This window comes from Streptomyces sp. NPDC101227 (genome assembly GCF_044767545.1).
Classification (GTDB): domain Bacteria; phylum Actinomycetota; class Actinomycetes; order Streptomycetales; family Streptomycetaceae; genus Streptomyces.
The window spans coordinates 141,323-159,104 of the sequence record NZ_JBIWOD010000002.1 but is presented as its reverse complement, the minus strand read 5'-3'; the positions used below and the strand labels follow the sequence as shown (position 1 = coordinate 159,104).

Sequence of the window (17,782 nt, the reverse complement as noted above, 5' to 3'; positions counted from 1 at the left end):
CCTCAGAGGTCGCCCGACAAAACCTTGGCGAGGGAGGCCTCGGGGCGGGCCTCGGTGCCCCGGCGGAAGGCGTCCGCGTAGGCCTCGTCGCCGATCGCCGCGCGGGCCCGCTGCTCGCACTCCTCGCGTACGGCGCGCAGTTCCGGCGTGCCGCGCTGCGGGTGTCCGACGGTGCGCCAGTAGGCCTGGCCGGTGCCGTAGACCACCGCGGCGCTCTCGCCGTTGCCCTGCGCCGCCACCGCGGCGGCCAGCAGATCGAGGCCGAGGGCGATGCCGAAGTTGTCGCCGATGCCCTGCTTGGCGACGAGCATGGCGCGGGCGTGGTCCGCGGAGGCCTCGGGGCGGCCCTGGAGGAGGGCGATCAGGGAGAGCTGGTAGTCGGCGTAGGAGCGGGCCCAGTATTCGCCGTGCGCCGCGCAGCCCCGGCGCAGTTCCGTCGCCTCGGCGCGTGCCTCGGCGAGCCTGCCCAGGCCGGTGAGGGCGAAGATCCGGATGATGTGGCAGCGCAGCCGCGCCGCGGAGTCGAACGGGTCGTCCGGCATCGGGCCGAGCACATGGTCGGCGACGGTGTACGCGGCCAGCGGACGGCCCGCCATCAGATGGGTGAGGCCGACGAGATAGCCGGCCGCGCGCATCGCCTCCGCGTCGGCGTCCTCGCGCGCCGCGCGCGAGCACTGGCGTCCCAGTTCGTCGGCGGTCTCCAGGTCGCCCTGGAGCAGCAGGGCGACGCCGAGCATCCACAGCGCCCGGGTACGGGCCGGGCTCGGGACCAGGTGGGCGGCGAGGGCACGCTCCAGATAGCCGCGGGCCTCGTGCAGATGACGGCAGCAGCTCCAGAAGAAGCCGATGCAGGCGCTGAGTTCCTGGGCGCGTTCGGGGTCGGCGACCAGGAGGTGGTCGAGCGCGGTACACAGGTCCACATGGGCCTCGGCGACCCGCTCGTACCATCTGACCTGGTCGCTGCCGAGCCAGCCGGTGTCGGCGCGGCGTCCGAAGCCGAGGAAGTGCTGGGCGTGCCGGTCGGCGAGCGCGGTCGCCTCGCCGAGTTCCTCCAGCCACATCCGGCCGTACTCGCGCAGCGTGTCGAGCATCCGGAAGCGCTGCCCCTCGCGGCAGATCACCGACTGGGCGGCCAGGCCCTCGAGCGCGGTGCGTACGCCCTGCGCGGTGAGCGGGCCGCCGGCGCAGACCGACTGTGCGGACTCCTCGTCGAAGGTGCCCCGGAAGACGGACAGCCGTGCCCACAGCAGCCGCTCCAGCGGTGCGCACAGCTCGTGGCTCCAGCCGATGGCGGTGCGCAAGGTGCGGTGCCAGGGGGGCCGGGCCATGCCGTCGCCGTCACCGACTCCGTCGAGCGCGTCGAAGCGGGAGTTGAGCCGTTCGGCGACCCGCTCGGCGGAGCTGTCGGCCAGCTGGGCGCCGGCCAGCTCCAGGGCCAGCGGAATGCCTTCGAGGCGCCGGCAGATGGCGGCCGCGGCCGCCGCGTTCGCCGGATCGGTGAGCCGGAAACCGGGAGCCGCCGCCGTGGCCCGGTCGCTGAACAGGGCCAGCGCACCCCCGTCCCCCTCGACGGGCAGCGGTTCGACCTCGGTGACCCATTCGCCGACCACGTCCAGCGGCTGCCGGCTGGTGATCAGCACGGTCACCAGCGGGGCGGCCGTCAGCAGATCGCCGATCAGGTCCCGGCAGGCGTCGACGAGGTGTTCACAGGAATCCAGCACCAGCAGCAGCTGCTTGTCGCAGAGCCAGTCGCACAGCGCCGCCACCGGTATCCGCGCCGTGTGGTCGGACAGCCCCACCGCGTCACAAACGGTGGCCGCCAGCAGCCGGTCGCCCCGCAGGGGCCACAGATCGGCCCAGCGCGCCCCACCCGGATAACGCGCCACCGCGGCGCCCGCGGCCCGCATCGCGAGCCGGGTCTTCCCCACGCCGCCGGGACCGGTGAGGGTGATCAGTCGATGCTGCGCCAACTCGATGGTCAGTCGGCGCAGTTCGTCCCTACGCCCGATGAAACTGGTGGATTCTTCGGGAATGTTGCTCGCCACCGGCCCAGTTTGCCCCATGTGGACCCTTCGCTGCGCTTTGCCTGGGCCCCACGTTGTTGTCTGCGGCGCCGTTCGTCGTCTCGCCGTTGCTCCCCCACTGCCTTAAGGGCGTGGGAGGTACCCCCAGCGGCCGGCGTGGTGTTGTCGGGTGCGGTGACGGCCCTACACGGCCCCGCCGCTACGGTCCGTCCCCTCCCGTGAGTGGGGGGAAGGAGGCCGATGGGGGCCAGTGTCGAGTTGTCCGTTTCCCACGGTGGATCCACAAGGTGCGGCTGACCGTCTACGTACGCCCCCACGGTTTTCTCCCAACCCCAACGGGGAGGGGCCGGGCCGCAGGACGGAGTCCGGAGGCCCGGTCCCGCAGCCGAACAGCCCCGCGCAAGCGGCACCAGCCCGCCGCTGGGGGCACCTCCCACGCCCTTAAGGCAGTGGGGGAGCAACGGCGGCAAACCCCCACGGCGGGACAGCCAAAAACAACGGCCCAGGCAAAGCGTCCGGTGCAGCGCCTCGGCGAAGAGCACCGGGTCGAGCGGGCCGTGGATCTCGATGTGGGCGGCGGTGAGCGGGGTGGGGAGGGGACGCGCCATGGCGGGGCCTTTCGCCGGGACGGGAAGCGCGGGGCGCGGTGCGGGCCGCTCAGGCGTACTGGGTCGCGCCGCCGTCGACGTAAAGGTCGTGCATGGTGATGTGGCGGGCGCGGTCGGAGACGAGGAAGGCGACGGCCTCGGCGATGTCGAGCGGTTCGGCGATCCGGCCGAGGGGGGTGTCGCTGTGCGGGGCCTGGAGGTCCCCGTAGGTGCAGCCGGGCGAGACGACGTTGCAGCGCACGCCGCTGCCGGCCAGTTCCAGGCCGAGGGATTTGGTGAAGAGGGTGGCGGCGGCCTTGGACGCGGCGTATGCGGCGAGCCCGGCGCGCGGTACGCCCGCGGCATGGGAGCCCACGGTGATGATGCTGCCGGCCCGGCGGGCGGTCATTCCCCGGGCGACGGCGCGGGAGAGCCGGAAGACGCCGGTGGTGTTGACGGCGAAGGTGTCGTCCCAGTCCTGGTCGGTGAGTTCGACGACGGCCGCGGTCCGCAGCAGGCCGGCGACGTTGACGAGGATGTCCAGCGGGCCGACGGTGCGTTCGGCCTCGTCCACCAGGGCGTCGACGGCCGTGCGGTCGGTGATGTCCACGGCGCGGGCGGTGATCCGCGCCCGACCGTACGCCGCTTCCAGGGCCGTTATGCCGTCGGCGTCGCGGTCCACGGCGATCACCCGCGCGCCCTCTTCGGCCAGCAGCCGTGCCACGGCCTCGCCGATGCCCCGCCCGGCACCGGTGACCAGCGCCGTCCGCCCGGAAAGCTCGGAATCCCACACGCCGTACCCCCTCGCCTCATATCTAGTTAGGCAAGCCTAACCTAAGAACGGGCGTCATTGCGTCGGGTCCCGGCGGGCGGGAAATGTGGTGGATCCACGGCGGAGCGCGCGGACCCACCGCGGCCCCGGTACCGGCCGGTCGCCCTTCCGTCAGGGCGTGACGATCGGGAAGTCGGGGTCCGCGTCACCGAGCAGCCCGAGGAGTTCGCTCAGCGCCCCGCTCTCGCCCTCCTTCGTCACCCCGGCTGCGCCCCGGCCCGCCAGCAGGTCCAGCAGCTGGGGCTTGGTGAGGGTGAGGGTCAGGTCCGGGTGGCGCTCGTCGGAGGTGCTCGGGGGGCCGGGCGAACTGAGGTGGGTGAGCGCCCCGTTGGAGAGCGTCAGGTGCCAGGTGCGGTCCTCGTCCGCGAGGTACCAGTCGAAGGTGAGCGCGGTGGTCCAGGCCCGGGGGCCGTCGATGCGGATGGCGAGCGAGTCGATGATCTGGTCGACGGTCAGCGCCCTGGTCATTTCGGGGTTGGCGGTGTCGACGCGCACCTCGGCCGGGGTGCCGCGCAGCTCCATGGCGCCGGTCAGATAGAAGTTGCGCCAGGTGCCGTTCTCACAGCCGTGGCCCAGCCGCTCGTAGACGGCGGCCAGTTCCTGGCGGGCGGCGGTGTGGCCGGGGTCGGCGAAGACGGCGTGGTTGAGGAGGGTGGCGGCGAAGCGGAGGTCGCCGTCGTCCGCGTAGCGCCTGCCGGCCGCGACCGTGGCGTCCAGGCCGCCCAGGGCCTCGACGTACCGCTTGGCCGCTTCCACCGGCGGGTGTTCCCACAGGTGCGCGGGGTTCCCGTCGAACCAGCCCATGTAGCGCTGATAGATCGCCTTCACGTTGTGGCTGAGCGAGCCGTAGTAGCCGTGTCCGGCCCAGACCCGCTCCAGGCCCGGAGGCAGCCGCAGCTCCTCGGCGATCTCGGCGCCGGTCAGGCCCTCGTTGAGCAGCCGCAGGGTCTGGTCGTGCAGATACGCGTAGAGATCGCGCTGGTTCGCCAGCAGAGTGCGGATCCGCTCGTTTCCCCAGGTCGGCCAGTGGTGCGAGGCGAAGGCGATGGCCGCGTCGGCGCCGAAGAGGGCGAGCGCCTCGTTGAGGTAGCGGGCCCAGTTGCGGGCGTCGCGGACGACCGCGCCGCGCAGGGTCAGGATGTTGTGCATGGTGTGGGTGGCGTTCTCGGCCATGCACAGCGCCTGGTGGGCCGGGAAGTAGAAGTTCATCTCCGCGGGCGCCTCGGTCCCCGGGGTCAGCTGGAAGATGATCCGCACCCCGTCGACGATCTCCTCCTGGCCGGTGCGGGTGATGTCCACGGTCGGCGGGATGAGGGTGAGGGTGCCGGTGGACATGGTGGTGCCGAGGCCGCAGCCGATCTGGCCGGCCGGGCCCCTGGGGAGTTCGGAGCCGTACATGTAGACGGCGCGCCGGGTCATCGCCGTGCCCGCGGCGATGTTCTCGCTGACCGCGTGCTCCAGGAAGCCGGCGGGCGCGAGGACCGGCGCGGTGTCCTGGCCGTGCGGGAGTACGCCGCGCCCGCCGCCGAAGTGATCGGCGTGCGAGTGGGTGTAGATCAGCGCGGTGACCGGCCGGTCCCCTCGGTGCTTGCGGTACAGCTCGAGCGCGGCGGCCGCGGTCTCGGCGGAGATCAGCGGGTCGATGACGAGGACGCCGTGGTCGCCCTCGACCAGCGTCATATTGGACAGGTCCAGACCACGCACCTGATAGATACCCTCCGTGACCTCGTACAGGCCCTGCCGGCTCACCAGCCTGCCCTGGCGCCACAGGCTCTCGTGCGCGGTGTCGGGACAGTTTCCGGCCAGGAAGCTGTAGGCCTCGGCGTCCCAGACCGTGCGCCCGTCCTTCGTGACGACGGGCGGGTAGAGGGCGGCGATGAAGCCACGGTCGGCATCGGCGAAGTCTTCATGGTCGTCGACCGGCTGAACGGTCACCTGGCACTCCCTCTCCGAGCGGGCGGGACGGCGGGACGGGCCGTCCGGCGGGCCAGGACCCACACCTTCGATTTAACCTCAATGTGCGGTCGTGCCGCATATGTGAGCAGGCCCTGCCGCAGAGTCCCGCCCAGGGCCCGGCCACGGCGTCCGCCCAGGCCCGCCGGCCCGTCGACCCGCCCGTCGGGGCCCTACACCGGCTCGGCCTCGATCAGGGAGAAGCGGCTGGGCTTCGCCAGCGGCGTCACGGAGCGCAGCGCGAAGCCCGCGCCTCGGCACAGCCGCTCGAAGTCGTCCCGGGTACGCTCCCGGCCCCCGACGTTGACGAGCATGTTGAGGTCGCTGATGTAGACGACGCCGGCGGTCGAGGGGTCCACGACGGGCGGCAGCACCGGCTCGATGATCAGCAGCCGGCCGTCGTCCGGGACGACCCGGCGGCAGTGGCGGAGGATGTCCGTGCACTGCGCGTCGTTCCAGTCGTGGATCACGCTCTTGAGGACGTACAGGTCGGCGCCTTCGGGGGCGGTGGTGAAGAAGTCCCCGCTGACCAGGGAGCAGCGGCCCACCAGCCCGTCCCGTGCCAGCGTGGCGGGGGCCTGGGCGAGCCCTTCGCGCAGGTCGAAGAGGATGCCGTTCAGCGACGGATAGGCCTTGAGGACCGCGGCGAGGAGCGTGCCGTCGCCGCCGCCGATGTCGGCCACGGTCGCGAAGCGGCCGAAGTCGAAGGCCGTCGGCACCATGGCCGCCGTATCGCGGGTGGCCTGCCCCATCGCCGCGTTGAACACGGCGGAGAATTCCGGGTGTTCGGCGAGGTGGCCGAAGAAGTTCTGGCCGAAGACCGCATCAAAGGCCGGCTCGCCGGTCCGCACGCTGTCGTCCAGATGCTCCCAGGCCCTGAGCAGGGTGGGGTCGGTGAACATCCGGACGAAGGAGTGCAGCGACTGCGGTCCGTCGGCGCGCAGCAGGGCGCCGGCCGGGGTGACGGTGAACCGTCCCGGGGCGTTCTCGGCGAGCAGCCCCAGCCCGGCCAGCGCCCGCAGTAACCGGGCCATGGCCTCGGGCCGGGCCGCGCACTCCGCCGCCAGCTCGTCCGCCGTGCGCTCGCCGTCGCCCATCAGGTCGGCGACCCGGAGGCGGGCGGCGGCGCCCACGGCGTGCGAGGCCATGGCGCCGTACGCAATCCGGGTCAGCACCTCACGGGCCTCGTCCACCGGCCGATTCTCGCGGGTCATACGGGAACCTCTCTGTTCAACGGCGTTACGGGCAGGGCTTTCTGCGCCACGGCGCGGCTCCTGTGTTACGCGCAGGGCGTCCCAGGGCACAACAACGCCTGTGGCGTTGCGGCCGCCGGCTCGCCACCCTCACTCTTGTTAGGCGACCCTAAGTTCTCCGGATCACCGGGGCAATGCCCCTGGGATACGGCCCGTACGACGCGACCGCCGGCTCACTCCGGGAAGGGAGGAACGCCCCGTGGCCCCCGATGACGAGAGCCAACTCGGTGACCGCGCCGGGCAATTACGGCGCGGCGCCACCTGGCTGCTGCTGACCGCCGCGCTCGGCAGCCTGGGCACCGGAATCGCGCTCGGACACGGCTTGCTGATGGCGGGCGGGCTGGTGCTGGCCGGGATCTACGGGCACCTCCTGGCCACGGACGCCCGCGGGCCCGCTCACCCCCGGCGGGGGTGAGCGCGCCCGCGGCCCTCACATGCCCCGTGGCGGGGCATGCCTCATGTCGTGCGGCGGCTCTTTGCTGCCGCCCCGATGCACATCGCCCCCAGCAGGAACGTGAGGGCACCGATGATGACGTTGTTCCAGATCACGCCGGCGTCAGGGCTGCTGCCGACGATCCAGGGCGCCACGATCATCCACACGCCCATGGCGCACATGGCGCCGCTCAGGCCGTACATACGGTCCGGGGTGACCGTGAACCCGATGGCCAGCAGGGCAATGGCGACGCCGAGAATCAGGTTGTGGGTCAACAGAGCGGGCTGCGAGGCCGCGTAGTGGACGATCCACGGCGACGCGGCGCAGTACAGGCCGACCAGGAACACCGGCCCATCCACGAGGATGACGTCACGTCCGCCGAGCACGCGCTCGTAACGCTCCTGCATTTCTGTTACGTCGGGGTGACCGGCGAGATCTCCCCTGTGGTGTGAGACGTCGGCCATGCGACTCGCCTCCTTCGCTCTGCAAGCCTGGCCGTCTCGCGGCATAGGAACCGCGCACTCATTATTCTGCGCTTATGTCGCCTTTATGTGTAGATCAGGGACGGGTCAAGTTTGCGGGCCCGTCGGCCGGCCCTCCGGCAGCGCCCGCCCCAGCCCCAGATTCCAGCGCCCGCCCCGCCCGCTGAGCTCGGTCACGGTGAGCGGCGGCACGTCCAGCCGCCAGAACGTCTCCACCGGGACACCCAGAGCGCACACCACGGCGGCGCGCACCACGTCCACCTCCACGACGGCGAGGACGCGCCCGGAGGTGGTGGCCAGCCGCGTGAGCCAGGCCTCGGTCCGTACGCAGAGCGCGCGCAGCGACTCGCCGCCGTGCCCCGCGAACCCGGGATCCGACAGCCAGGCGGACACCGCCTCCGATTCCGCCCCGGCCACCTCGTCCAGGGTCCTCCCCCGCCAGCGGCCCATCGCGCAGCCCGGCGGTCCCGGCTCGGGCGCGGGATCCACCGGCAGCCCGAGCTCCTCGGCCGTACGACGGCACCGGGCGGAGGGCGATACCACGATCCGCTCGGCGGCCGGCAGGTTTCCGGCCACCGCACGGGCCCGCCGCAGACCGGCCTCGCTCAGCGGTCCGTCGTCATCGAAACGCACCTCGCGCTGCGCGTCGCCGGCGGCCGGTGAGATCAACATCACCCGAGTTGTCATGACCTCTTCTCTCGCTGTCCATCCCCACCGCAACAACTGCCCTGTTCAGGGGAGTTGTCCGGTCGGCGCGCCCCTCGCTGCGCCTCTCCGCCCCCTCCGTGGCCTTGGCCCGCCGGTCGGTTCGCGGTACCTTCCCGATGATATTGACGACGACATGACGGAAGCCGGTGGGATCCCGGCGCGGTCGCGCCACTGTATGTCCGGTTTTGACGCAGCCCCAGGGGGGCGGGACCGGGCGAGCCAGACCCGCCATGTCGTTAGCACTCCCGCAACTAGGGACGCGAGTTCCCCCTAACAGGAGGTCCCCTGCCATGGCTCAGACCATCGCACCCCCGGCCACCGGCACCGCCGCCCCGGCCCCGCTCCCCCTCAAGGCGATCGCCCCCTGGGCGCTGTTCGTCGGCGTCCTGATGCTGGTTCTGCTGTACTTCGTCGGCGCCGAGCAGGGCGCCACCTCGCTGCTCTCCGGTACGGACGTCCACGAGTGGGTCCACGACGGACGCCACCTCCTCGGCTTCCCCTGCCACTGATCGGGCGCCGTTCCATGAACTCCGTCACCGTCAGAAATCTCCTGGTGCGCGGCATGCTCGCCGGGCTGGGCGCCGGCCTCCTCTCCTTGGTCGTCGCCTATCTGCTGGGCGAGCCGAGCGTGAATGCCGCGATCGCCTTCGAGGAAGCACACAGCCACGAGCACGAGATGGAGGTCGTCAGCCGTGCCGTGCAGTCCACGGCGGGGCTGGCGACCGGCGTGCTGATCTACGGCGTGGCGCTGGGCGGAATCGCCGCGCTGGCGTTCTGCTTCGCGCTGGGCCGGATCGGCCGCTTCGGCCCCCGGGCCACCGCCGCGCTGCTCTCCGGCGCGGCGCTGCTCGCCGTCTACCTCGTACCGTTCCTCAAGTACCCGGCCAACCCGCCGTCCGTCGGTGACCCCGACACCATCGGCAAGCGCACGGCCCTGTACTTCCTGATGATGCTGCTCGGCATCCTGCTTGCGGTCGGCGCCACGATCTTCGGCCGGCGGCTGGCTCCGAAGCTGGGCAACTGGTACGCCACGGTGGCGGCCGGCGCGGCGTTCGTCATCGCCATCGGGATCGCGTATGCCTTCCTGCCGTCCATCAACGAGGTGCCGAACGGCTTCTCCGGCACCCTGCTCTGGCAGTTCCGGCTGTCGGCGATCGCCATCCAACTGGTGCTGTGGACCGCCTTCGGGCTGCTCTTCGGCCATCTCGCGGAACGCGTCATCACCCCGGCCCGGGACGCCGCGGCCGCGGAGGCGGCACCCGCGGCGTCCTGACGGCGCAAGGACGGTCGGCTCACCGGGGAAGGGCCCGCGACGTATCCACGTCGCGGGCCCTTCTCAGGTGAGCGTCAGGACAGGCCGGGAATGCCGTCCAGATGCGGCAGGTCATGGTCGAGCCGTTCCCGTTTGGTCCGCAGATAGCGGATGTTCTCCACACCGGGCGGCATCAGCAGCGGGACCTGTTCGGCGACCGCGATACCGTGCCGCAGCAGCGCCGCCCGCTTGTGGGGATTGTTCGACAGCAGCCTTACCGAACGGACCCCGAGGTCCCGCAGTATTCCGGCCGCGACGCCGTATTCGCGGGCATCGACCGGCAGTCCGAGCGCGATATTCGCATCCACCGTGTCGAGGCCGTCCTCCTGAAGTTTCATCGCTCGGAGCTTGGCCAGCAGCCCTATCCCCCGGCCCTCATGGCCCTGCACATAGACGAGAATTCCGCAGCCGGCCGCCACGATCGCGGCCAGCGCCGCGGACAATTGATCGCCGCATTCGCAGTGCGTGGACGCGAAGACATCACCGGTCAGGCACTCCGAATGCACGCGGGCCAGCACGGACTTCCCGGCGACGTCGCCGTGAACCAGGGCCACTTGCTCGGTCCCTTTACGGATGTCGAGATAGCCGACGGCGAGGAATTCACCGTGTGTGGTGGGGAGTCGGACCGCCACCACTCGTTCCACGTGGGCGTCGTCATCCGGAGCGATTTCGGCATCGGGGTCCGTCATGGCGCGATGGTACCGGCGCGGACGGCCGGTTGGCATGGTGTGCGCTCATGCCTATGCTGCGACGGCCCGGCGAATGAGCGCAACGAAAGGCGGCACACCGTCATGACCGCTTCGGCACAACGGATTTCCGGCCGCGGGCTCCTGCCGGCGGACACCACCGGAGAGGTCAGGGACCGGCGGCCGCACTGCGCCCTGCTCCCCGTCGGCAGCTTTGAACAGCACGGCCCCTTCCTGCCGTTGACCACCGACACGGTCATCGCCTGCACCATCGCCGAGCGGATCGCCGCCGCGCACCCCGTCCTTCTGCTGCCGCCGCTGACCATCTCCTGTTCCCACGAACACGCCGCCTGGCCGGGCACGGTCAGCATTTCGGCCAGGACGCTGCACACCGTTGTGACGGACATCACCGATTCCCTGCGGCGGCAGGGCATCCACTCCCTGATTCTCGTCAATGGCCACGGCGGAAATTACGTACTGCGCAACGTGGTTCAGGAATCCGGTGGGACGGGGACACGGATGGCGCTCTTCCCCGGCTCGGCCGACTGGGCGGTGGCGCGCACGCGAGCGGGGGCAAAGACGTCCTCGCACAGCGATATGCACGCGGGAGAAGTGGAGACCTCCCTTCTCCTGCACGCCCATCCCGAATTGGTACGGCCCGGATATGAATCGGCGGAATCTGCGGATTGCGTCGCCGATGAACGGGAGCATCTGCTGACGCTCGGCATGTCGGCCTATACGGACTCCGGAGTCATCGGACGCCCCTCCCTCGCCTCCGCGCGCAAGGGCCGGGAACTGCTGGCCGGACTGGCCGAGGCCTTCGACGCCTATGCGGAGCTGTTCGGCATAAAGGCGGAATCCCATGACTGAACCGCTCGACGCGACGGCTGCCTGGGAGCGGCTGCGGCGCGTCCGTACGGCGGAGGATGCCGAGGCCGCCGGGCTGATGCCGGACGGCAGCGGCGGACTCCGGTGGCGGGCGGATGCCTCGCCCGAGGCGGCACGGCTCGCCGAGCGCTATCTGCCGCTGTGCCTGGCCGGTCCCCGGGTCGCGGTGGCGCAGCTCGGACAGAGTCTGGACGGCTTCATCGCGACCCGCACGGGCGACGCGGACTATGTCACCGGGGAGGAGGACCGCCGCCATCTGCACCGGCTGCGTGCGCTGACGGATGCGGTCGTCGTGGGGGCCGGCACCGCCGTGGCGGACGATCCCCAACTGACGGTGCGCGCCTGCCCGGGCGACAATCCGGTGCGGGTGGTGCTCGATCCGCGCGGCCGGGTGCCGTGGCGGCGCCGGGTGTTCCGGGACGGGGCCGCGCCGACGCTGTGGGTGGTCGGGCCGGAAGGGGCCGCACGGGCGTCCGGAGCCGTCGGCTCCGGCGGCTCCGGCGGCTCCGGCGGCTCCGGCGGCTCCGGCGTCCACGTAGTGCCGCTGCCCGACGCCGCCGCCTTCGCCCCGCACCGCCTGCTGGCGGCCCTGGCGCGGCGCGGCCTGGGCCGGGTGCTGGTCGAGGGCGGCGGCGTCACCGTGTCGGGATTCCTGCGGGCGCGGGCGCTGCACCGGCTGTATCTGACCGTCGCCCCCGTGCTGCTGGGCGACGGCGTGCCGGGCCTGCGGTTTCCCGGTACGCCGGTGATGCGCGACGCGCTACGTCCGCCGCTGCGGCGCGGCCTGCTCGGCGAGGACACCCTCTTCGAGCTCGATCTGCGGGCGCCCGCCGCGCAGTCCGGCGGCCCAGCGCACGACGAGCACCCCGGCGCCCGGCAGGCTCGCGGCGAAGGCGAGGACCCCGTAGACGACGGCGGTGGCGAGCCCCTGCGCCGCGCCTAGTCCGGCCGCGCCGAACGCCCATGCCGCGACGCCCTCCCGCGGGCCCCAGCCGCCGACGTTCAGCGGCAGCGCCATCGCCAGCAGCGCCAGCACGGCCAGTGGCACCAGCTCGGACGGCGGCGCGCCGACTCCCGCGACCCGGGCGGCGAGGAGAAACATCCCGAGGTATCCCGCCAGGACCACCACGGACGAGAGCGCCACACCCGGCCAGCTGCCGCGCGCGAACAGGGCCCGGCGGGCCTCGGTCAGCGCGGTGCGGACGGCCCGCGCGCCGCGCGAGGCGCCCCGGCTCCAGCAGGCGACGCCGACCACGAGGCCGCCCGCCACGGCCACCGCGATCAGCGCGCCAAGCCCACCGAGGAAGCGGCCGGCCGGCGCGAGGACCGGGGACGGGCGCACGAGCAGCACCGCCGCGCCGGCCATGCCCAGGACGAGCTGGCCCGCGGTCCGTTCCAGGACGACGGCGCGGACGCCCCGGCCCAGGTCGCGGGCGCTCCGGCCGTGCCGTACCGCGCGGTGCACATCGCCGAGCACGCCGCCGGGCAGCGCGGCGTTGAGGAACAGGGCGCGGTAGTAGTCCGCGACGGCCCGGCCGAGCGGCAGCCGCAGTCCCAGTGCGCGGGCCACCAGGCACCAGCGCCAGGCGCTGAACACGGTGGTCAGCAGGCCGATGCCGAGGGCGGCCGACAGCGTTCCGGCGTCGATCCGGCGCAGGCCGTCCAGGAAGGCCCGGGACCCCAGGTGCCACACCAGCACCGCGAGGATGGCCAGTCCCCCGAGGATCCTCAGCCATGCCCAGAGGGACCGTTTCATCGTGCGGCCCGCGCATCCGAGGTGCCGGAACCCGGGCGTGGCCGGGGCAGTGCCAGCAGATCCGTGTGGTGCACGGTGACCGTCAACTCCCCGGCGGCGCAGGCCGCCAGCCGCCGTCGCAGATACCCGTCCGGCCCGTCCAGGCGGGGCCCCAGCGCCGGCCGCCGGTCCAGGGCGGCGTCCACCCAGCCGCGCAGCCAGGCGGCGGTGAGCGCGGCCTGCGGGGCGGCCAGCCGCCAGGGGCTGGGCCGCGTGAGGACCGTCGCGCCCCGCCGCTCGAACGCCTCCGTGGCCGCCGCCACCGCATCCGGCCCGAGCAGCCGCCGACCGCCGGCCGTGCGGCGCTGATGGTCGTTGAAGGCGGCGCCGATCTCGTCGTCCAGCGGCTCGTACGGGGTGAGTTCGACGCGTCCGGCGACGGAGAGCGCCAGCAGGGCGGGGCAGCCGGCGGCGGCGCAGGCCTCGGCGAGCCCCGCCACCTCGTCGCGGGTGAGCAGATCCAGCAGCGCGGACGCGGTGACCAGCGTCGTCCCGGCGAGCGCGGCGGCGGTCAGCCGGGCGAGGTCGCCGCGTTCGGTGGTGGCGGTGACGGGCGTGCCGTCGGCGGCCGCCACGGGCGTCGTCTCCCGGGCGCGGGCGAGCAGTGCCGGGTCGTGGTCGTGCAGGATCCAGTGCTGCGGACCGGGCAGCCGGGCCGCGAGCCAGCGCGCCATGGAGCCGGTGCCGCAGCCCAGATCGCGGATCACCGTCCCGCGCGGGGTCCCGGCGCGGGCGGAGAGCGCGGCACTGAGCGGGGGCAGCAGTCCGGGCGCGCGGGCGGCGGCATCGGCGGGCTCCCGCAACTCCAGCCATTCCGGGGCGAATCGGGGTTGCCCGGCCGCGCTCACCCCGCCGTCCAGGGCTCGCGCCGAAGCCGTTCCAGCACCCCCGCCAGACTGTGCGACGTTGTCTCCCACCCCTCCAGCATGGCACGCCGCCCGCGCGCCGAGATCTTCAGCCGCCGCCGCACCGCCGGATCCCCGAGCCAGTCGCGCAGCGCCCCGGCGAGCGCAGCAGGGTCGCCGGACGGTACGAGGAGACCGGGCACGCTGCCGTCCGGGGCCCGCCCGACGGCCTCCGGAACGCCGTCCACCGCCGTCGCCAGAACGGGAATCCCCCGCGCCAGGGCCTCGGTGACGACCATCCCGTAGGTCTCGGCATACGACGCGAGCACCAGGAGATCGGCGGCCGCGTAACTCGCCGCCAGCTCCGCACCCGCCCGCGGCCCGACCAGACGCACCCGGTCGGCAAGCCCCAACTCTGCTGCCTTTGACCGCAGTTGACCGACGTAGCCGGGATCCGTTCGCACCCCGCCCACGCAGTGGCAGCTCCAGGGCAGGTCGGTGACGTCGGCGAGGGCGTCCATCAGACGGCCGTGGCCCTTGCGCGGGGTGACCGCGGCGACGCAGAGCAGCCGGGTCGCGCCGTCCGTTCCGGGTGCGAGGGGCGCGGGGTCGACTCCCGGGGCGGCGACATGGACCCGGTCCGGCGAGAGCCCGTGCCGCGCCGCCAGTTGCCGGGCGGCCCACCGGCTCGTGGCCACCACCGCCCGTACGGCATGCAGGGTGCGGCGCTCCCGGGCGTCCAGTTCCCCGGCCACGTCGGGGGCGAGCCCGGTCTCGTCGGCCAGCGGCAGATGCACCAGCACCGCCATCCGCAGCCGTGCGGCCTCCGGGGCGATGACCTCCGGGACGCCGCAGGCAACGAGACCGTCCAGGAGGACGAGGGCGCCGTCCGGCAACGCGGCGAGGCGGCGCGCCAGTTCGCCACGGGCGGCCGGTTCCGGCCGCGGCCACCTCCCGGGCACGGCATACGGGCACACCCGCCAGCCGGCCGCCGGGAGGCCTTGGCGCACCCGGCGGCCGTAGGTGTTCCCGCCGCTGGGGGCGGCGGGGTCGTCGACATCACCGGGCAGGACGAAGTGCACCACGCGCCCCGGCTCCGGCCCGGTGTCGGTCACAGGTCGCGCTCGTAGGTCGCCCAGGCGATGTGCGACTCGTGCAAGGTGACCGATATCCCGGCCAGCTCGCGGGCGCTCTCGCCGAGGTTGCCGGCGTGCACGCGGTCGGCGAGCCGGTCGGCGATCACCTTGGCCAGGGCCTCCGTCGAGGTGTTGATGCCGGCGAAGGCGGCCTCGTTGTCGAGGTTGCGGTAGTTCAACTCCCCGATCACCCCGCCGAGTTCCTGGGTGGCGAGCCCGATGTCGACGACGATGTTGTCGGCATCGAGGTCGGCGCGCCGGAAGGTGGCGTCCACGACGTATGTCGCGCCGTGCAGGCGCTGTGCGGGCCCGAAGACCGCGCCGCGGAAGCTGTGGGCGACCATCAGGTGATCGCGGACGGTGATGCTGAACAAGGTGGTCCTCCGGTGGTGTCGGACGGGGGCGGCAGTTGGGGGGTGGCGGTTGGGGGGTGGCGGTTGGGGGCGGTGGGGGACGCGCGTACGCGGCCGGGGACGGCGCTGCGGCCACCCGCGCCAAGGGCTAGTCGCGGGCCGCCGGGGCCGCGTCCGCCGCCCCGTACCGAATGCGGTGGCACAGCGCCGGCAGCTCACCCGTAGCGAGCGCGGGCAGCACCCGAGGCAGGTCCGCAAAGGCGGATTCGCCGGTGATCAGCGCGTCGAAGGCGGGGTCGGCGAGCAGATCGAGGGCGAGGGTGAGCCGGTCGGCGAAGGTACGGCGGGAGCGCCGCGCAGGGGGGACCGCGCCCACTTGGCTGCTGCGGACGGTCAGGCGGCGGGAGTGGAAGGCCTCACCCAGCGGCAGGCTGACCCGTCGGTCGCCGTACCAGCTCAGCTCGATGACCGTGCCCTCCGGGGCCAGCAGTTCGAGCGAGCGAGCCAGCCCGGCCTCGGTGGCGCTGGCGTGGACGACGAGGTCGCAGTCGCCCAGCGCGTCCTCGGGCGGCGCGAAGGCTACGCCCAGCGCCGCGGCCGTCCCGGCCCGTGCGGGGTCCGCGTCGACCAGCTGTACCCGGACGCCGGGAAAACGGGCGAGCAGGGCGGCGACGCTGCACCCGACCATCCCCCCGCCGACCACCGCGATCCGGTCCCCCACCAGCGGCGCCGCGTCCCACAGGGCGTTCACCGCGGTCTCCACCGTCCCCGCCAGCACGGCCCGCGACGCGGGGACGCCGTCGGGCACGGGGACGACGGCGCTCGCCGGGACGACATAGCGCGTCTGATGCGGATAGAGGCAGAAGACCGTACGGCCGAGGAGCGCTGCGGGCCCCTCCTCGACGACCCCGACGCTGAGGTAGCCGTAGGCGACGGGCCCCGGGAACTCCCCGTCCTGGAACGGCGCGCGCATCGCGGCGTACTGGCTCTCGGGCACCCCGCCGCGGAAGACCAGGCTCTCGGTCCCCCGGCTCACACCGGAGAACAGCGCACGCACCAGCACCTCGTCATCGCCGGGTGCGGGAAGCGCAACCTCGCGGATCTCGCCCCGGCCGGGAGCTGCGACCCAGAAGGACCGGGCGACGCGCGACATCGGAATCCTCCTGGACGCTGCGGCGGTGGTTCATGACTGCAAGGGGCCGCATACCGGCGAACGGCATGCGGGAGGTGCTGCATGCGGCAGGTGCCGCATGCCGTGGATCATGAGGACGCCGTTACCATACGCGGCAGTCATCGACTCCGCCACACATCCCGGGAGGTCCGGTGGCCGTACTGGATCCGTACGACACAAGGCCGTTCGGCAAGGACACCACGGCAGGCATGGGCGTACAGCTGCTGGTGCTGGAAATCCTGTGCCGGGCGTTCGGGCTGGGCACCGCAGGCTGGCTGACGGGCTCCACGTTCGCGGTGGTCACCTGGGCCGTGCTCACCCTCGCGCTACGCCGGTCATGGACCGGTTCGTTCGGCCCCGCCAACCGCGTCACGCTGGCCCGCGCGATCCTCGTCGGCGGTGTGACGGCCCTGGTCGCCGACTCCTTCGGGCACCGGCCGCCGGTGGCGGTGCTGGTCGCGCTGGCCACCGTGGCACTGATCCTGGACGCCGTCGACGGACAGGTGGCGCGGCGCACGGGAACGGCGACGGCGCTGGGCGCGCGCTTCGACATGGAAGTGGACGCCTTCCTCATTCTGGTGCTGTCCATTTACGTCGCGATGCCGCTGGGCGCGTGGGTGCTGTTCATCGGGCTCATGCGGTACGCCTTCGTCGCGGCGTCCTGGGTACTGCCGTGGCTGCGCGGCGACTTGCCGCACAGCATGGCCCGCAAGACGGTGGCCGCTCTGCAGGGGATCGTCCTGGTGGTGGCCGGTGCCGGGGTCGTGCCGACGGGGTGGGCGATCCTCGCCGTGGGGGCGGCGCTGGCGCTGCTGGTGTGGTCGTTCGGGCGGGATGTCGCCTGGCTGTGGCGGACCCGGGAGGCCGCGTGACGCCGGCGCGCGCCGCGGCGCGGCGCGGCCGTCACGTGCCCGCGTGCCGCCCCAGGTAGACGACCAGCGCCAGGAAGACGAGCAGGAGCTGGCCGACGAGGATGGAGAGCAACACCCGTCGCCAGGCGCTGTGCCGGACGGGGCGGTGCGGCACATGGACCGCGCCGGGCAGCCGCGCCAGCTGGCGGCCGGGGCGGACGGCGGCGGTGGTGCCGCGCCGGCCGCCGCAGCGCGGTGCGGTGCGGCGGCGGGCGGCGAATTCCGGGCAGCCGCGGCCGTGTCCGGGTGCGGTTCTCAGCGGGCCCCGTCCGTGGTGGCGGCCGCGGCAGGGGCGGGCGGAGCCCGGCCCGGTGGCGGACGGTATGCAGGTGCGGGAGCGGACCGCCCGCCACGGCGGCGGGCCCTTACGCCTCGCTGCGGCCATCTGCGATCACCCCTCGGGGCGGCGCGCG

Annotated in this window: 18 protein-coding genes, 1 pseudogene and 1 riboswitch; of the genes and pseudogenes, 6 read left to right on the top strand and 13 right to left on the bottom strand. The window is 73.1% G+C overall.

Annotation, left to right across the window (positions count from 1 at the left end):
* Positions 1 to 2: 2 nt before the first annotated feature.
* The 4 genes from ACIRPT_RS04575 to ACIRPT_RS04560 all read right to left on the bottom strand — a co-directional run bounded on the left by ACIRPT_RS04575 (position 3) and on the right by ACIRPT_RS04560 (position 6,610).
* The gene (locus ACIRPT_RS04575) at positions 3 to 2,045 is read right to left on the bottom strand and encodes an ATP-binding protein (RefSeq protein ID WP_403822143.1); all 2,043 of its coding nucleotides are present in this window, start codon (positions 2,043 to 2,045) and stop codon (positions 3 to 5) included.
* A gap of 636 nt (positions 2,046 to 2,681) precedes the next feature.
* The gene (locus ACIRPT_RS04570) at positions 2,682 to 3,404 is read right to left on the bottom strand and encodes an SDR family NAD(P)-dependent oxidoreductase (RefSeq protein WP_403822140.1); all 723 of its coding nucleotides are present in this window, start codon (positions 3,402 to 3,404) and stop codon (positions 2,682 to 2,684) included.
* A 150-nt stretch (positions 3,405 to 3,554) separates the two neighbouring features.
* A complete protein-coding gene (locus ACIRPT_RS04565; protein WP_403822137.1) occupies positions 3,555 to 5,378 on the bottom strand; it encodes an alkyl/aryl-sulfatase in 1,824 nt (607 codons plus the stop codon).
* A gap of 191 nt (positions 5,379 to 5,569) precedes the next feature.
* Positions 5,570 to 6,610 (bottom strand): methyltransferase, encoded by a 1,041-nt coding sequence (locus tag ACIRPT_RS04560; protein WP_403822133.1) that lies wholly within the window; start codon positions 6,608 to 6,610, stop codon positions 5,570 to 5,572.
* 238 nt (positions 6,611 to 6,848) lie between these two features.
* Here ACIRPT_RS04560 and ACIRPT_RS04555 point away from each other — a divergent pair, with 238 nt between their 5' ends.
* Complete coding sequence (locus ACIRPT_RS04555; RefSeq protein ID WP_403822130.1) at positions 6,849 to 7,064, top strand: hypothetical protein; 216 nt, start codon at positions 6,849 to 6,851, stop codon at positions 7,062 to 7,064.
* A gap of 41 nt (positions 7,065 to 7,105) precedes the next feature.
* On the opposite strand, the gene ACIRPT_RS04550 is transcribed toward ACIRPT_RS04555, so the two are convergent.
* Both ACIRPT_RS04550 and ACIRPT_RS04545 read right to left on the bottom strand, forming a co-directional pair.
* Complete coding sequence (locus tag ACIRPT_RS04550) at positions 7,106 to 7,546, bottom strand: SPW repeat protein (protein ID WP_403507653.1); 441 nt, start codon at positions 7,544 to 7,546, stop codon at positions 7,106 to 7,108.
* 105 nt (positions 7,547 to 7,651) lie between these two features.
* Positions 7,652 to 8,251, bottom strand: a complete 600-nt coding sequence (locus ACIRPT_RS04545) for a histidine phosphatase family protein (protein WP_403822127.1) — start codon at positions 8,249 to 8,251, stop codon at positions 7,652 to 7,654.
* 107 nt (positions 8,252 to 8,358) lie between these two features.
* Positions 8,359 to 8,520, top strand: a riboswitch (cobalamin riboswitch).
* Between the two features lie 42 nt (positions 8,521 to 8,562).
* Between ACIRPT_RS04545 and ACIRPT_RS04540 the strand changes: the two genes are divergently transcribed.
* Positions 8,563 to 8,781: a CbtB-domain containing protein gene (locus tag ACIRPT_RS04540; protein WP_403507657.1), complete on the top strand. Its 219-nt coding sequence runs from the start codon at positions 8,563 to 8,565 to the stop codon at positions 8,779 to 8,781.
* 14 nt (positions 8,782 to 8,795) lie between these two features.
* Entirely contained in the window at positions 8,796 to 9,545 is a 750-nt protein-coding gene (locus ACIRPT_RS04535) for a CbtA family protein (RefSeq protein ID WP_403822123.1), read from the top strand.
* Between the two features lie 74 nt (positions 9,546 to 9,619).
* On the opposite strand, the gene ribA is transcribed toward ACIRPT_RS04535, so the two are convergent.
* On the bottom strand, positions 9,620 to 10,273 hold the full coding sequence (gene ribA, locus ACIRPT_RS04530; RefSeq protein ID WP_403822120.1) for a GTP cyclohydrolase II RibA: 654 nt from the start codon (positions 10,271 to 10,273) through the stop codon (positions 9,620 to 9,622).
* Positions 10,274 to 10,375: 102 nt separating this feature from the next.
* Here ribA and ACIRPT_RS04525 point away from each other — a divergent pair, with 102 nt between their 5' ends.
* A complete protein-coding gene (locus ACIRPT_RS04525) occupies positions 10,376 to 11,140 on the top strand; it encodes a creatininase family protein (RefSeq protein WP_403822117.1) in 765 nt (254 codons plus the stop codon).
* Positions 11,133 to 11,816 (top strand): annotated as a pseudogene (locus tag ACIRPT_RS04520) (RibD family protein); the annotation flags it as partial. The gene ACIRPT_RS04525 and the pseudogene ACIRPT_RS04520, both read left to right, overlap by 8 nt.
* A 102-nt stretch (positions 11,817 to 11,918) precedes the next feature.
* Here the strand turns inward: ACIRPT_RS04520 and ACIRPT_RS04515 are convergent.
* The 5 genes from ACIRPT_RS04515 to ACIRPT_RS04495 all read right to left on the bottom strand — a co-directional run bounded on the left by ACIRPT_RS04515 (position 11,919) and on the right by ACIRPT_RS04495 (position 16,440).
* Entirely contained in the window at positions 11,919 to 12,914 is a 996-nt protein-coding gene (locus ACIRPT_RS04515; RefSeq protein WP_403822114.1) for a lysylphosphatidylglycerol synthase transmembrane domain-containing protein, read from the bottom strand.
* Positions 12,911 to 13,801: a methyltransferase domain-containing protein gene (locus ACIRPT_RS04510; protein WP_403822111.1), complete on the bottom strand. Its 891-nt coding sequence runs from the start codon at positions 13,799 to 13,801 to the stop codon at positions 12,911 to 12,913. The genes ACIRPT_RS04515 and ACIRPT_RS04510 overlap by 4 nt, the downstream gene beginning before the upstream one ends.
* Positions 13,798 to 14,913, bottom strand: coding sequence for a glycosyltransferase family 4 protein (locus tag ACIRPT_RS04505; protein WP_403822108.1), 1,116 nt, complete (start codon positions 14,911 to 14,913; stop codon positions 13,798 to 13,800). The genes ACIRPT_RS04510 and ACIRPT_RS04505 overlap by 4 nt, the downstream gene beginning before the upstream one ends.
* On the bottom strand, positions 14,910 to 15,308 hold the full coding sequence (locus ACIRPT_RS04500) for a 6-pyruvoyl trahydropterin synthase family protein (protein WP_403507671.1): 399 nt from the start codon (positions 15,306 to 15,308) through the stop codon (positions 14,910 to 14,912). Before ACIRPT_RS04500 ends, ACIRPT_RS04505 begins: the two co-directional genes overlap by 4 nt.
* A 127-nt stretch (positions 15,309 to 15,435) precedes the next feature.
* Complete coding sequence (locus ACIRPT_RS04495) at positions 15,436 to 16,440, bottom strand: zinc-binding alcohol dehydrogenase (RefSeq protein WP_403822105.1); 1,005 nt, start codon at positions 16,438 to 16,440, stop codon at positions 15,436 to 15,438.
* 170 nt (positions 16,441 to 16,610) lie between these two features.
* Here ACIRPT_RS04495 and ACIRPT_RS04490 point away from each other — a divergent pair, with 170 nt between their 5' ends.
* Positions 16,611 to 17,330 (top strand): CDP-alcohol phosphatidyltransferase family protein, encoded by a 720-nt coding sequence (locus ACIRPT_RS04490; protein WP_403822102.1) that lies wholly within the window; start codon positions 16,611 to 16,613, stop codon positions 17,328 to 17,330.
* Between the two features lie 31 nt (positions 17,331 to 17,361).
* Here ACIRPT_RS04490 and ACIRPT_RS04485 read toward each other — a convergent pair whose 3' ends face one another.
* On the bottom strand, positions 17,362 to 17,754 hold the full coding sequence (locus tag ACIRPT_RS04485; protein ID WP_403822099.1) for a hypothetical protein: 393 nt from the start codon (positions 17,752 to 17,754) through the stop codon (positions 17,362 to 17,364).
* Positions 17,755 to 17,782: the final 28 nt, after the last annotated feature.